10 protein-coding genes are annotated in these 15527 nt (G+C 67.7%); all 10 read right to left on the reverse strand.

Annotated features, from left to right (window positions below; genetic code table 11):
- Positions 1-49: 49 nt before the first annotated feature.
- Positions 50-2176 carry an elongation factor G gene (gene fusA, locus ACSU53_RS12360; protein WP_362090582.1) on the reverse strand — a complete coding sequence of 709 codons (2127 nt, stop codon included), beginning with the start codon at positions 2174-2176 and terminating at the stop codon, positions 50-52.
- Between the two features lie 38 nt (positions 2177-2214).
- The gene (gene rpsG / locus ACSU53_RS12365) at positions 2215-2685 is read right to left on the reverse strand and encodes a 30S ribosomal protein S7 (RefSeq protein ID WP_003998848.1); all 471 of its coding nucleotides are present in this window, start codon (positions 2683-2685) and stop codon (positions 2215-2217) included.
- A 2-nt stretch (positions 2686-2687) separates the two neighbouring features.
- Complete coding sequence (rpsL, locus tag ACSU53_RS12370) at positions 2688-3059, reverse strand: 30S ribosomal protein S12 (RefSeq protein WP_003948652.1); 372 nt, start codon at positions 3057-3059, stop codon at positions 2688-2690.
- Positions 3060-3330: 271 nt separating this feature from the next.
- Entirely contained in the window at positions 3331-3888 is a 558-nt protein-coding gene (locus ACSU53_RS12375) for a DUF1707 and DUF4190 domain-containing protein (RefSeq protein WP_437027262.1), read from the reverse strand.
- Between the two features lie 241 nt (positions 3889-4129).
- On the reverse strand, positions 4130-8041 hold the full coding sequence (locus ACSU53_RS12380; protein ID WP_437027264.1) for a DNA-directed RNA polymerase subunit beta': 3912 nt from the start codon (positions 8039-8041) through the stop codon (positions 4130-4132).
- A gap of 110 nt (positions 8042-8151) precedes the next feature.
- Positions 8152-11637, reverse strand: a complete 3486-nt coding sequence (rpoB, locus tag ACSU53_RS12385; protein ID WP_432054996.1) for a DNA-directed RNA polymerase subunit beta — start codon at positions 11635-11637, stop codon at positions 8152-8154.
- 599 nt (positions 11638-12236) lie between these two features.
- Entirely contained in the window at positions 12237-12623 is a 387-nt protein-coding gene (gene rplL / locus ACSU53_RS12390; protein WP_164443433.1) for a 50S ribosomal protein L7/L12, read from the reverse strand.
- 114 nt (positions 12624-12737) lie between these two features.
- Entirely contained in the window at positions 12738-13268 is a 531-nt protein-coding gene (gene rplJ / locus ACSU53_RS12395; protein WP_164334174.1) for a 50S ribosomal protein L10, read from the reverse strand.
- A gap of 334 nt (positions 13269-13602) precedes the next feature.
- Entirely contained in the window at positions 13603-14436 is an 834-nt protein-coding gene (locus tag ACSU53_RS12400; RefSeq protein WP_437027267.1) for a DUF1396 domain-containing protein, read from the reverse strand.
- Positions 14437-14584: 148 nt separating this feature from the next.
- Entirely contained in the window at positions 14585-15475 is an 891-nt protein-coding gene (locus ACSU53_RS12405) for a hypothetical protein (protein ID WP_437033151.1), read from the reverse strand.
- Between the last annotated feature and the right edge of the window lie 52 nt (positions 15476-15527).

Raw genomic sequence — 15527 nt, forward strand, 5'->3', positions numbered from 1 at the left:
CCGGGGTCAAGCCTAAAGCGTGGGGACGCCGTCCGTTAAACGGAGCCCGTCACTCGCCCTTGGCCTTCGCGATGATCTCCTCGGCGACGTTCCGCGGAACCTCGGCGTAGGAGTCGAACTGCATCGAGTAGCTTGCGCGACCCGACGTCTTGCTGCGGAGGTCTCCGACGTAGCCGAACATCTCCGACAGGGGCACGAGGCCCTTCACGACGCGGGCACCGGCGCGCTCCTCCATGGCCTGGATCTGACCACGGCGGGAGTTGATGTCACCGATGACCTCACCCATGTAGTCCTCGGGCGTGGTGACCTCGACGGCCATCATCGGCTCGAGGAGCACGGGGCTGGCCTTGCGCGCGGCCTCCTTGAAGGCCTGCGAACCGGCGATCTTGAACGCGAGCTCGGAGGAGTCCACCTCGTGGTAGGCACCGTCGAGCAGCGTCACGCGGACACCGGTCATCTCGTAGCCGGCGAGGATGCCGAACTGCATGGCCTCCTGCGCACCGGCGTCCACCGAAGGGATGTACTCCTTCGGCACGCGGCCACCGGTCACCTTGTTGACGAACTCGTACGAGGCGTCGCCGCCCTCGATCGGCTCGATCGCGATGATGACGCGGGCGAACTGGCCGGTACCACCCGTCTGCTTCTTGTGGGTGAACTCGACCTTCTCGACCGACTTGCGGATGGTCTCGCGGTACGCGACCTGCGGCTTGCCGACGTTGGCCTCGACCTTGAACTCACGGCGCATGCGGTCGACCAGCACCTCGAGGTGCAGCTCGCCCATGCCGCCGATGATGGTCTGGCCGGTCTCCTCGTCCGAGTGGACCTGGAAGGAGGGGTCCTCCTCGGCCAGGCGCTGGATCGCGACGCCGAGCTTCTCCTGGTCGCCCTTCGACTTGGGCTCGATGGCGACCTGGATGACCGGCGCCGGGAAGTCCATGGACTCCAGGATCACCGGGTTCTTGTCGTCGGACAGCGTCTCACCGGTGGTGGTCTGCTTCAGGCCCATGACGGCGACGATGTCGCCGGCGCCCACCGACTCGATCTCCTCACGCTTGTTGGCGTGCATGCGGTAGATCTTGCCGATGCGCTCCTTCTTGCCCTTCACGGAGTTCAGCACCTGGGTGCCGGACTCCAGACGGCCGGAGTACACGCGGACGAAGGTGAGCTTGCCGAGGTGCGGGTCACTCATGATCTTGAACGCGAGGGCGGCGAGGGGCTCCTCGTCCGACGGCTTGCGCTCGATGACCTTCTCCGCGTCCTTGACGTCGTGGCCCTCGATGGCCTCGACGTCGAGCGGGGAGGGCAGGTAGCGCACGACCGCGTCGAGCAGGGGCTGCACGCCCTTGTTCTTGAACGCGGTGCCGCAGAACACGGGGGTGACGGTGGTGCCGCCGCCCTTGCCGGACGCGATGGTGATCCGACGGATGGCCGCGTAGAGCTGCTCCGCGGTGGGCTCGGTGCCCTCCAGGTACAGCTCCATCAGCTCTTCGTCGTTCTCCGCGACGGCCTCGAGCAGCTTGCCGCGCCACTCCTCGGCGGCCTCGGTGTGCGTGGCCGGGATGTCGACGGTGTCGTACATCTCGCCCTTGGTCGCCTCGGCGGACCAGACGAAGGCCTTCATCGTCACGAGGTCGACGACGCCCTTGAAGTCGGACTCGGCGCCGATCGGCAGCTGCATGACGAGCGGCTGCGCACCCAGGCGGTCGGAGATCATGTCGACGCAGCGGTGGAACTCGGCACCGGTGCGGTCGAGCTTGTTCACGAAGCAGATACGCGGAACGCCGTAGCGGTCCGCCTGACGCCACACCGTCTCGGACTGCGGCTCGACACCGGCCACGCCGTCGAACACCGTGACGGCACCGTCGAGGACGCGCAGCGAGCGCTCCACCTCGACGGTGAAGTCGACGTGGCCCGGGGTGTCGATGATGTTGATGGTGTGGTCGATGTTCTCAAGCGGCCAGTGACAGGTGGTCGCAGCAGAGGTGATCGTGATGCCACGCTCCTGCTCCTGCTCCATCCAGTCCATGGTCGCGGAGCCCTCGTGCGTCTCACCGATCTTGTAGGAGACGCCCGTGTAGAACAGGATCCGCTCGGTGGTGGTCGTCTTGCCCGCGTCGATGTGGGCCATGATCCCGATGTTGCGGACCTTGGCCAGGTCAAGCGAAGTGGTAGCCATAAGGCTTCAGTCTTCTCTCGGTTTCGAAGGGGTTTCGACTACCAGCGGTAGTGGGCGAAGGCCTTGTTGGACTCGGCCATCTTGTGCGTGTCCTCGCGCTTCTTCACAGCGGCACCGAGGCCGTTGGAGGCGTCGAGGAGCTCGTTCAGCAGACGCTCGGTCATGGTCTTCTCGCGACGGGCGCGGGAGTAACCGACCAGCCAGCGCAGCGCCAGGGTGTTGGCACGGCCGGGCTTGACCTCGACCGGCACCTGGTAGGTGGCGCCACCGACACGGCGGGACTTGACCTCGAGGGTCGGCTTGATGTTCTCGAGAGCGCGCTTCAGCGTGATGACCGGGTCGTTGCCGGTCTTCTCGCGCAGGCCCTCCATGGCGCCGTAGACGATGCGCTCGGCGGTGGAGCGCTTGCCGTTCAGCAGCACCTTGTTGATCAGGGAGGTCACCAGAGGAGAACCGTAGACCGGGTCGATGATGACCGGGCGCTTCGGGGCGGGGCCCTTACGAGGCATTCTTACTTCTCCTTCTTGGCGCCGTAACGGCTGCGAGCCTGCTTGCGGTTCTTGACACCCTGGGTGTCGAGCGAGCCGCGGATGATCTTGTAGCGAACACCCGGCAGGTCCTTCACACGGCCGCCGCGCACGAGCACGATGGAGTGCTCCTGCAGGTTGTGTCCCTCACCCGGAATGTAGGCCGTGACCTCGATGCCGCTGGTCAGACGCACACGCGCGACCTTACGCAGGGCCGAGTTCGGCTTCTTCGGGGTGGTGGTGAACACACGCGTGCAGACGCCACGACGCTGGGGCGAACCCTCGAGTGCGGGCGTCTTGTTCTTCTCGACCTTGTCCTGCCGGCCCTTGCGGACCAGCTGCTGGATCGTAGGCACTACTTCTCCGGTTTCTGTGTGCCGATGGGTACAGCTAACCTGGAACGTCACCGACCCACGCGGTCGGGTGTGTCGAATCACGCGGACTCCCGCCGCAAGGCAGAAAGAATGCGCAGATTGCGGTGGCCGTTCACAGCCCTCAGTGCGGTGGAAAGGCACGCACGAAGGCCAGGGCACACCCCAGGCACAAGGTCTGAGCGTACCTATCGCATTCGCTGCGGTCAAAACAAATGGGCCATGCCCCCGGCCTCGTCAAGGGCGTGTCCGCGTCTCAGCCCGTCGAGGTGAGCGCCAGCGCGAACGACACCATGAACAGCAGCACCCAGCCGGCCGTGGACAGCCAGCCCAGCACCAGTCCGACGAGCGCGAACCCGTCGCCCTCCTCACCGGTCCGCCGGATCTCGGAGCGCGCCGAATGACCCAGAATGATCGCCGGAATGCCGGTGAGCCCGGCCGTGAAGAGGCAGAGCCCGCCGCAGACGGCCGCCGCCACCGCCTTGCCGTTCGTCCGCGGTCTGGGCGGCACGGGCAGGAAGGCCGGAGGAACACCCACAGGGGGCGCCGGGTGCGCCACCGGCCCCTGGGGCAGATCGGCCACCAGCAGGGCCAGTTCGCCCACCGTGCGGGCCGCGTAGGCCCGTGCCACGCGCCGGTCGAACTCGGACTTCTCCAGCCGGCCCTCACCGTACCCGGAGCGCAGCACGTCGATGGCGCGCTCCCGGTCGGCGTGCGAGGCCAGCATCGGGGAGCCGGCCTGGCCGGCCCATGGCTGCGGAACGCCGGGCCCCTGCTGCCAGGGCTGCCACTGCGGATACGGCGAATGCGACACCGAGCACCATCTCCCCCGTTGACACCGGGTCCCTCCATGATGCGCTGGAGCGGACGTTTCCGGCACTGTTACGGACGGAAACCATGGGCCGGACGGTTCCCGGTACCTCCGCGCGCCCGGCGTGAGCGGAACCACACCCCGGCGTGCGCCGGGGTCCGGCCACGCCCGGGAACCTCCCCGGGCGCACGCCGGGGGCGGCCACCCCGTACGGAGTGACCGCCCCTCGGATCAAGCGGCTCGCTTACTGGTTGTACGGACCGTAGTCGTAGTCCTCCAGCGGAACGGCCTGGCCGGAGCCGGTGCCGAACGGCGAGTAGTCGATGTCGTCGTAGCCGACGGCCGAGTACATCGCGGCCTTGGCCTCCTCGGTCGGCTCGACCCGGATGTTGCGGTAGCGGGACAGGCCCGTACCGGCCGGGATGAGCTTACCGATGATGACGTTCTCCTTGAGGCCGATGAGGCTGTCGGACTTGGCGTTGATCGCCGCGTCCGTCAGGACTCGGGTCGTCTCCTGGAAGGAGGCGGCCGACAGCCAGGACTCCGTCGCCAGCGAGGCCTTGGTGATACCCATCAGCTGCGGACGACCGGAGGCCGGGTGACCGCCCTCCTGGACCACACGACGGTTCTCGGTCTCGAACTTCGACCGCTCGACCAGCTCGCCGGGCAGCAGCTCCGCGTCGCCCGACTCGATGATCGTCACCCGGCGCAGCATCTGCCGGATGATGATCTCGATGTGCTTGTCGTGGATCGACACGCCCTGCGAGTTGTAGACCTTCTGGACCTCGCCGACCAGGTGGACCTGGACGGCACGCTGACCCAGGATGCGCAGCACGTCGTGCGGGTTGGTGGCACCCACGGTGAGCTTCTGGCCCACCTCGACGTGGTCGCCCTCGCCGACCAGCAGACGGGAGCGCTTGGAGATCGGGTAGGCCGTCTCGTCGCTGCCGTCGTCCGGCGTGACGACGATCTTCTTGGTCTTCTCGGTCTCCTCGATCCGGATGCGGCCGGCCGCCTCGGAGATCGGGGCGACACCCTTCGGGGTACGGGCCTCGAAGAGCTCGACGACACGCGGCAGACCCTGGGTGATGTCGTCACCGGCCACACCACCGGTGTGGAAGGTACGCATCGTCAGCTGGGTACCGGGCTCACCGATGGACTGGGCGGCGATGATGCCGACCGCCTCACCGATGTCGACCAGCTTGCCGGTGGCCAGCGAACGGCCGTAGCACATGGCGCAGGTGCCCACGGCGGACTCGCAGGTCAGGACCGAGCGGGTCTTGACCTCCGCGACACCGCGGCCCACGAGCTCCTCGATGAGCACGTCGCCCAGGTCCGTGCCGGCCGGGGCCAGCACCGAGCCGTCGACCACGATGTCCTCGGCGAGGCACCGCGCGTACACGGAGGTCTCGACGTTCTCCGTCTTGCGCAGCGAACCGTCCTCGAGGCGGTCGGCGATCCGCAGCCGCAGACCGCGGTCGGTGCCGCAGTCCTCCTCGCGGATGATGACGTCCTGGGAGACGTCGACCAGACGACGGGTGAGGTAACCCGAGTCGGCGGTCCGCAGGGCGGTGTCCGCCAGACCCTTACGGGCACCGTGCGTGGAGATGAAGTACTCCAGCACGGACAGGCCCTCACGGAACGACGCCTTGATCGGACGCGGGATCGTCTCGTTCTTCGCGTTCGACACCAGACCACGCATACCGGCGATCTGACGCATCTGCATCATGTTGCCTCGTGCACCCGAGTTCACCATCATGAAGATCGGGTTGGTCTTCGGGAAGTTGTCGTTCATCGCCTCGGCGACCTCGTTGGTCGCCTTGGTCCAGATCGCGATGAGCTCCTGCGTGCGCTCGTCCTTGGTGATCAGACCGCGCTCGTACTGCTTCTGGACCTTCTCGTCCTGCGCCTCGTAGCCGCGGACGATCTCCTTCTTCGCCTCGGGGACGACGACGTCGGAGATCGCGACGGTGACACCGGAGCGGGTGGCCCAGTAGAAGCCGGCCGACTTCAGGTTGTCGAGCGTCGCCGCCACGATGACCTTCGGGTAGCGCTCGGCGAGGTCGTTGACGATCTCGGAGAGCTGCTTCTTGCCGACCTCGTAGTCGACGAACGGGTAGTCCTCGGGCAGCAGCTCGTTGAAGAGCGCGCGGCCCAGGGTCGTCGTCAGCCGGAACGGGTCGCCCTGCTGCCACTCGGCACCGCCGACGGGCTCGCCGTCCTCGCCCACCGGCGGGGTCCAGCCGCGCGGCGGGATGGTGCCGACCGGGAAGCGGACGTCGATCTTCGACTGGAGCGACAGCTCGCCCGCGTCGAAGGCCATGATCGCCTCGGCGACCGAGGCGAACGACCGGCCCTCGCCCTTCAGCTCGCGCATCTCGCCGTCGGTGGTGAGGAAGAACAGACCGAGGACCATGTCCTGGGTCGGCATCGTCACCGGGCGGCCGTCGGCGGGCTTGAGGATGTTGTTCGAGGACAGCATCAGGATGCGGGCCTCGGCCTGCGCCTCCGCGGACAGCGGCAGGTGCACGGCCATCTGGTCACCGTCGAAGTCCGCGTTGAACGCGGTGCACACGAGCGGGTGGATCTGGATGGCCTTGCCCTCGACCAGCTGCGGCTCGAAGGCCTGGATGCCCAGGCGGTGCAGCGTGGGCGCACGGTTCAGCAGAACCGGGTGCTCCGCGATGACCTCTTCCAGCACGTCGTACACGACCGTGCGGCCGCGCTCGACCATGCGCTTGGCCGACTTGATGTTCTGCGCGTGGTTCAGGTCGACCAGGCGCTTCATCACGAACGGCTTGAACAGCTCCAGCGCCATCGCCTTCGGCAGACCGCACTGGTGCAGCTTCAGCTGCGGACCGACGACGATCACGGAACGCGCGGAGTAGTCCACGCGCTTGCCGAGCAGGTTCTGACGGAAGCGGCCCTGCTTGCCCTTGAGCATGTCGGACAGCGACTTCAGCGGACGGTTGCCGGGGCCCGTCACCGGGCGGCCGCGGCGGCCGTTGTCGAAGAGCGCGTCGACGGCCTCCTGGAGCATGCGCTTCTCGTTGTTCACGATGATCTCGGGCGCGCCGAGGTCGAGAAGCCGCTTCAGGCGGTTGTTGCGGTTGATGACACGGCGGTACAGGTCGTTCAGGTCGGAGGTCGCGAAGCGGCCACCGTCCAGCTGCACCATCGGACGCAGGTCCGGCGGGATGACCGGGACGCAGTCCAGGACCATGCCCTTGGGGCTGTTGGAGGTCTGCAGGAACGCGGAGACGACCTTCAGCCGCTTCAGGGCACGGGTCTTCTTCTGGCCCTTGCCGGTGCGGATGATCTCGCGGAGCTTCTCGGCCTCCTCCTCGAGGTCGAAGGACTCCAGGCGCTTCTGCAGCGCCGCGGCACCCATCGAGCCGTCGAAGTACGTGCCGAAGCGGTCACGCAGCTCGCGGTAGAGCAGCTCGTCGCCCTCGAGGTCCTGGACCTTGAGGTTCTTGAACCGGTTCCACACCTCGTCGAGGCGGTCGATCTCGCGCTGCGCACGGTCGCGCAGCTGCTTCATCTCGCGCTCGGCACCCTCGCGCACCTTGCGGCGCACGTCGGCCTTGGCGCCCTCGGCCTCCAGCTCGGCGAGGTCCGTCTCGAGCTTCTTGGCGCGGGCCTCGAGGTCGGCGTCGCGGCGGTTCTCGATCTGCTGGCGCTCGACGGAGACGTGGGCCTCCAGCGAGGGCAGGTCGCGGGTGCGGCGCTCCTCGTCCACGTACGTGATCATGTACGCGGCGAAGTAGATGACCTTCTCGAGGTCCTTGGGAGCCAGGTCGAGCAGGTAGCCCAGCCGGCTCGGGACGCCCTTGAAGTACCAGATGTGCGTGACGGGCGCGGCGAGCTCGATGTGGCCCATCCGCTCACGGCGCACCTTGGCGCGCGTGACCTCGACGCCACAGCGCTCGCAGATGATGCCCTTGAAGCGGACGCGCTTGTACTTGCCGCAGTAGCACTCCCAGTCCCGGGTCGGACCGAAGATCTTCTCGCAGAAGAGTCCGTCCTTCTCGGGCTTGAGGGTGCGGTAGTTGATGGTTTCGGGCTTCTTGACCTCGCCGTGGCTCCACTGACGGATGTCGTCAGCGGTGGCCAGGCCGATCCGGAGCTCGTCGAAGAAGTTGACGTCGAGCACTATGCGTCAATCCCTCTCAGGGTCGTAAGTCGTGGGGTCTGAAACGGGGTCCTGGGGCCGGCCGGAGGTTCAGGGAAATTCATCGCTGAACCTCCGGACCGCGGCTCCCGTCAGACCTCTTCGACGCTGCTCGGCTCGCGCCGCGACAGGTCGATGCCGAGCTCCTCCGCCGCGCGGAAGACGTCCTCGTCGGTGTCACGCATCTCGATGGACATACCGTCGCTGGACAGCACCTCCACGTTCAGGCACAGGGACTGCATCTCCTTGATGAGCACCTTGAAGGACTCGGGGATGCCGGGCTCGGGGATGTTCTCGCCCTTGACGATGGCCTCGTAGACCTTCACGCGGCCGGTGACGTCGTCGGACTTGATGGTCAGCAACTCCTGGAGCGCGTAGGCGGCGCCGTACGCCTCGAGTGCCCACACCTCCATCTCGCCGAACCGCTGGCCACCGAACTGAGCCTTACCGCCCAGCGGCTGCTGGGTGATCATGGAGTAGGGACCGGTCGAGCGGGCGTGCAGCTTGTCGTCGACCAGGTGGTGCAGCTTGAGGATGTACATGAAGCCGACGGAGATCGGCTCCGGGAACGGCTCGCCGGAGCGGCCGTCGTACAGCCTCGCCTTGCCGGACGGGAGCACCATGCGCTCGCCGTCGCGGTTGGGGATGGTGTGCTGCAGCAGGCCCGCCAGCTCGTCCTCGCGCGCACCGTCGAAGACGGGCGTGGCGACGTTGGTGCCGGGCTCGACGCGGTCGGCGCCGATGGCCTGGAGCCGCTCCGCCCACTCCTCGGCGAGACCGGAGACGTCCCAGCCGCGGCTGGCGAGCCAGCCGAGGTGGATCTCCAGGACCTGTCCGGGGTTCATGCGGGACGGGACGCCGAGCGGGTTGAGGATGATGTCGACCGGGGTGCCGTCCTCCAGGAACGGCATGTCCTCGATCGGCAGGATCTTGGAGATGACGCCCTTGTTGCCGTGACGGCCGGCGAGCTTGTCACCGTCGGTGATCTTGCGCTTCTGCGCGACGTAGACGCGCACCAGCTGGTTCACACCGGGGGGAAGCTCGTCGCCCTCCTCGCGGTCGAAGACGCGGACGCCGATGACCTTGCCGGTCTCGCCGTGCGGCACCTTCAGCGAGGTGTCACGGACCTCGCGGGCCTTCTCGCCGAAGATCGCGCGCAGCAGGCGCTCCTCGGGGGTCAGCTCGGTCTCACCCTTGGGCGTGACCTTGCCGACGAGGATGTCGCCGGCGATGACCTCGGCACCGATGCGGATGATGCCGCGCTCGTCGAGGTCGGCGAGGACCTCCTCGGAGACGTTCGGGATGTCCCGGGTGATCTCCTCGGGGCCCAGCTTGGTGTCCCGGGCGTCGACCTCGTGCTCCTCGATGTGGATCGAGGAGAGGACGTCGTCCTGCACGAGGCGCTGCGACAGGATGATCGCGTCCTCGTAGTTGTGGCCCTCCCACGGCATGAACGCCACGAGCAGGTTCTTGCCGAGCGCCATCTCGCCGTTCTCGGTGGCCGGACCGTCGGCCAGGACCTGGCCCTCGATGATCCGGTCGCCCTCGCTGACGATGACCTTCTGGTTGACCGAGGTGCCCTGGTTGGAGCGGGCGAACTTGTGCAGGCGGTACGTGATGTACGTGCCGTCGTCGTTGGCGGTGGTGATGTAGTCCGCGGAGACCTCCTGGACCACACCCGCCTTCTCGGCCTTGACCACGTCGCCGGCGTCGACGGCGGAGCGGTACTCCATGCCGGTGCCGACGAGCGGGGACTCGCTCTTGATGAGCGGCACGGCCTGGCGCATCATGTTCGCGCCCATGAGGGCACGGTTGGCGTCGTCGTGCTCGAGGAACGGGATCATGGCGGTCGCGACCGACACCATCTGGCGCGGCGAGACGTCCATGTAGTCGACGTCCTCGGGGCTGACGTAGTCGACCTCGCCGCCCTTGCGGCGGACCAGGACGCGGGCCTCGGCGAAGCGCAGGTCGTCGGTGAGCGGCGCGTTGGCCTGGGCGAGGACGAAGCGGTCCTCCTCGTCGGCGGTCAGGTAGTCCACCTGGTCGGTGACCTGGCCCTCGAAGACCTTGCGGTACGGGGTCTCGACGAAGCCGAACGCGTTGACCCGGCCGTAGGTGGCGAGCGAGCCGATCAGACCGATGTTCGGGCCTTCCGGCGTCTCGATCGGGCACATGCGGCCGTAGTGCGAGGGGTGCACGTCACGGACCTCGAAGCCGGCCCGCTCACGGGAGAGACCACCCGGGCCGAGCGCGGACAGACGACGCTTGTGCGTCAGCCCGGACAGCGGGTTGTTCTGGTCCATGAACTGGGACAGCTGGCTGGTGCCGAAGAACTCCTTGATGGAGGCGACGACCGGCCGGATGTTGATCAGGGTCTGCGGCGTGATCGCCTCGACGTCCTGCGTGGTCATGCGCTCGCGGACGACGCGCTCCATGCGCGCCAGGCCCGTGCGGACCTGGTTCTGGATGAGCTCGCCGACGCTGCGCAGGCGGCGGTTGCCGAAGTGGTCGATGTCGTCGGTCTCGACGACGACCGGCTGGCCGTTGTCGCCGACGGTCTCGATCTCACCGGCGTGCAGCTTCACCAGGTACTTGATCGTCGCGATGATGTCGTCGACGGTCAGGACACCGGCGTCGAGCTGCGTGTCCGTGCCCAGCTTCTTGTTGACCTTGTAACGGCCGACCTTGGCCAGGTCGTAGCGCTTGGGGTTGAAGTAGAGGTTCTCCAGCAGCGTCTGCGCGGCCTCACGGGTGGGGGGCTCGCCCGGACGCAGCTTGCGGTAGATGTCGAGCAGCGCGTCGTCCTGGCCCTGGGTGTGGTCCTTCTCCAGGGTGGCGCGCATCGACTCGTACTCGCCGAACTCCTCGAGGATCTGCTCGGTGGTCCAGCCGAGCGCCTTGAGCAGGACGGTGACGGACTGCTTGCGCTTGCGGTCGACGCGGACGCCGACCATGTCGCGCTTGTCGATCTCCATCTCCAGCCAGGCACCCCGGGACGGGATGATCTTGGCGGAGAAGATGTCCTTGTCGGACGTCTTGTCGATGCTGGAGTCGAAGTACACGCCGGGCGAACGGACGAGCTGCGACACCACGACACGCTCGGTGCCGTTGATGACGAAGGTGCCCTTGTTCGTCATGAGCGGGAAGTCGCCCATGAAGACGGTCTGGGACTTGATCTCGCCGGTCTCGTTGTTGGTGAACTCGGCCGTGACGAAGAGCGGGGCGGCGTACGTGAAGTCGCGCTCCTTGCACTCGTCGATGGAGTTCTTCGGCGGCTCGAAGCGGTGGTCGCGGAAGGTCAGCGACATCGACCCGGAGAAGTCCTCGATCGGGGAGATCTCCTCGAAGATCTCCTCCAGACCGGACTTGGTGGGGACGTCCTGACCGTTGTCCAGAGCCTGCTCGACGCGAGCCTTCCAGGCATCGTTGCCGAGCAGCCAGTCGAAGCTCTCGGTCTGGAGCGCGAGAAGGTTCGGAACCTCGAGGGGCTCCTTGATCTTTGCAAAGGAGATGCGCAGCGGGGCGGTGCTGGCGCCGTTGTTCGTATTCGCGGTCGAGGCAGTGCGCGAGGCGGCCAAGAGGGGGTCCTTCCGAGGGCTCGGACTCACTACGCGCGTACCGGCCCCCCACTGTGCACGGACCTGGAGCCCTCTGATGAGGCCCGGAAAGGCCAGGTCAGAGTGGTCCCATCATCTGTGCTCGAGCGAGGGCATGCCCCTGGTGACGGGCAGGGGACAGCTAACAGGCAGCGCAAAGGGTCAGTGTAGCCACTTGGCACACTGATGTCCAGTGCGGGTTTTCGAGACCCTCGGAGGCCCTCGTTGTTCTCAACTCCTGCGACAAGGCGCTGCCCTCAACGCACGGTGATACTGCCCTCTTCGCCGTCGATCCATGCCTCGGATTCGGATCCTTGTGACGACGCGTCCTGAGAATTGCGCGCTGCGTGCGGTTCGTCAAGGCCCCCCTTGCCCGAGCCGCCGTTCACCGGGCGACCCCTCGCGGCCTGGTGAGGCACATCGAAGATCACCATACCCCCCGCCGTCCCAGGGGCAAGGCAGCCGACGCCGGACCCCTCAGACACCGAAGAGCGACCACCCGGATGGATGATCGCTCTTCCGTGCTGACGCGTTACACATCCCGTGGGACGCGCTGCGGATCCTGCCGGATCCGCGAGGTCTTACTTGACCTCGACCGAGGCGCCGGCGCCCTTGAGGGACTCGGCGGCCTTGTCGGCCTGCTCCTTGTTGACCTTCTCGAGGACCGGCTTCGGGGTGCCGTCGACGAGGTCCTTGGCCTCCTTCAGACCCAGGGAGGTCAGCTCGCGCACGACCTTGATGACCTGGATCTTCTTGTCGCCGGCGCCGGTGAGGATGACGTCGAACTCGTCCTTCTCCTCCTCGGCCGGGGCAGCCGGGCCACCCTGGGCCGGGCCCGCGACGGCCACGGCCGCGGCGGCGGCGGTGACGTCGAACTTCTCCTCGAAGGCCTTCACGAACTCGGAGAGCTCGATGAGGGTCATCTCCTCGAACTGGGCAAGCAGCTCGTCCTGGGTGAGCTTCGCCATGATGGCGGTCCTTCCACTAAATCGGCAGGTGCCGGATGTACTGGGTGAGGCGGGCGTACGTCGGGCCCGCAACGACCCTCACCACACGCGGTGAGGATCGGTCAGCGAGCCGAATTACTCGGCACCGCCCTGCTCGTCCTGCTTGGCACGAAGCGCGTCCACGGTGCGGACCAGCTTCGACGGGAGCGCCTGGAACACCTGGGCAGCCTGGGTCTGCTTGCCCTTGAAGGCGCCCGCCAGCTTGGCGAGCAGAACCTCGCGGGACTCGAGGTCCGCGAGCTTCTTGATCTCGTCGGCGGACATCGCCTTGCCGTCAAGGACACCGCCCTTGATGACGAGATTCGGGTTGTCCTTGGCGAAGTCACGAAGACCCTTCGCCGACTCCACCGGGTCACCGGTGACGAAGGCGACTGCCGTCGGACCGTTGAACAGGTCGTCCAGCGTCGAGATCCCGGCCTCGTTGGCCGCAATCTTGGTCAGCGTGTTCTTCACCACGGCGTACTGGGCGTTCTCACCGAGCGAACGGCGCAGCTGCTTGAGCTGAGCCACGGTGAGACCGCGGTACTCGGTCAGCACGGCAGCGCTGGAGTTGCGGAACTGGTCCGTCAACTCGGCCACTGCGGCAGCCTTGTCGGGCCTCGCCATAGAGCCTCGGCCTCCTTCCGGGTGATTCGGACCGCGCGGACCCGAAGGAGGACTGGGGAAAACGAAACGCCCCGGCGCAGGCGCACGGGGCGAGACTCGACCGGTTCCGGCACGGCCTTGCGGCAGCGTCGACGTCCGGGAGTTCTTCCACAGTCACCTGCGCGGGTCGTCCGCAGTTCAGCGGATCCTTCGGCCACCGCGCCCTCTTACGAGCGCACGGCAACGACCAGCGGTCTTTGGCTTCCTCAGGAGGGTACGGGAACGGATCGCCGGGAGGCAAATCCGCTCCCGCGTCCCGGCAGGCGACGCGCGACGGGCGGCGGAACCCGGCGGATCAGCTCTCCCCGAGGCCCGCCATCAGCTCCGCGAGGTCGGCGGTCTCGGCGGCCGGCGGGGCTTCGACGGTGACCGGCTTGTTCACGTCGTGGAAGGTGATCGTCATGTCCAGCGGGCCCTTGTCGGCGTCGCCGCGCATCCGGAACCGCTTGGTGTGGTCGTCGCCGTCCACCCACATGTCCATGGTGAGCTTGTCGACGCCCATGCGTTCGTACCGCTCGATGTTCTTCTCGCGGCGCTCGGCGGCCGGGCCGCCCTTGCCGTCCTTCAGCGAGGCGCGCAGGTCGTCGAGGGCGAGGGTGCCCGTGTAGTGGGTGGTCTCGACCCCGTCGATCCTCTCCGTGCCGACCTCCTCCACGTCCTTGGCGTCCTTGAGGAAGGTGGACTCGGTCGCCGGGTTCCGGTCGGCCTGCTTCGCTGCGCCCAGCTGGTTGAGCTCCTCGTCGCCGCCCAGGGCGGCCAGGTCGAACTTCAGCCAGCTCTTGCCGTCCATCTCCTTGGCCATCTCGGCGCCCCCGCCGACGTACATGACCTTGTCGACGAGCCGGAACTCGGCGGTGCCCTCCTCGCCGCGGTCCAGCGCCGTCATCTTCATGCTCATGGCGATGTCGGGCTTGACCTGCATCGACGCCTCGGCCTCGACCCGGCCCTGCTCGGGCACCTTGCCGGTCATGGTGTACCGGAAGGACGTCAGGTCCTCGCTGCTCCTGGCCGCCTTGGCCACGGCCGCGACCGGGGACAGGGAGGGCGACTCGGAGCCCTTGGAACAGCCCACGGCGCCCGCGGCGAGCACCAGTGCGGCCAGGCCGGCGACGGGTACGGACGATCTCATGAATCCCCCCAGGATTCGGGTCCCCCGACTACGACTCCCCCCGGGGGCACACATGGCTGACGCTCTGTGAGAGGGGGAGACTATCCCACCGGTATGACAGAGACGTTCGAATTTTCCGGGGCGGCCGGGCGCCGGCGGGGTGCGCGCGTCAGGAGAGGCCGCCGGGCCCGCCCTGCTCGCCCACCAGTTCCTTGAAGTCCTTGGTGTCCCCCGCGGGCGGCGCCTTTGTCGTCACGTCCACCCCGTAGCCGGAGTAGTAGGCGGTCTGGGTCAGTTCGCCCGACGACGTGACCGCCTTCTCCGCCTTCTTCACCAGCAGGCCCCGGTCGTCGACCCAGACGTCGACGGTCTGGGTGGTGACCCCGGCACGGGTGAGCCGGTCCTTGAGGTCGGCCAGCTCGGCGGCGTCGAGTCCGGAGTCCCGGGGCGCCAGGGCGGCCACGTCCACCGTGCCCCGGTAGTGCGTGGCCCGGTCGCCGCGGACCTGCTCCGCACCGACCCGCCTGGCGTCCCCGCAGGCCAGCAGCAGCTTCACGGAGTGGTGCGGCGCGGTGTTGCGCATCTGGTCGCCCAGCTGCGCCCCGGCCCCGTCGGCGAGCTGTTCCAGGTCCCGGTAGGCGTACCGGAGCCAGTGCCTGCCGTCCGCCTGTGCGGCGAAGGCGTCGCCCATGCGGGCGTAGTAGGCGTCGGGGAGGTAGCGGGCCTCCATCGAGGTGCTGCCGAGCCGGCGCATGGCGTCGGCGACGCTGCCGCCGGTGTAGGTCAGGGTGAGGGTGCCGGTGAGTCCGTCGCTCCAGGACAGGACTCCGGTGGCCTTCATCGACATGAGCGAGCCCATGGTCGTCGTCGACTCGACCCGGGCGGAGTCGGCCGCGCCGGTGGCCCGTTCCGCGGACCTCAGTGCCGCGACGGACGCGGGGTCCGCCCCGCCGTCCTGGCGCCCGGCTCCGCCGTCCGCGCCGGCGGACCGGGAGGAGGACGCATTGGCCCCCTGGGACGGGCCCGTCGCGCCGGAACCGGCCGTCGTGCAGGCGGACATGGCGGTGAGGCCGGTGAGTACGGCCGCCGCTGCCAGGGCGAGGCCGGTGCGG

The sequence above is a fragment of the Streptomyces sp. enrichment culture genome (genome assembly GCF_964273255.1).
In the GTDB taxonomy this organism is placed as follows: Bacteria; Actinomycetota; Actinomycetes; order Streptomycetales; family Streptomycetaceae; genus Streptomyces.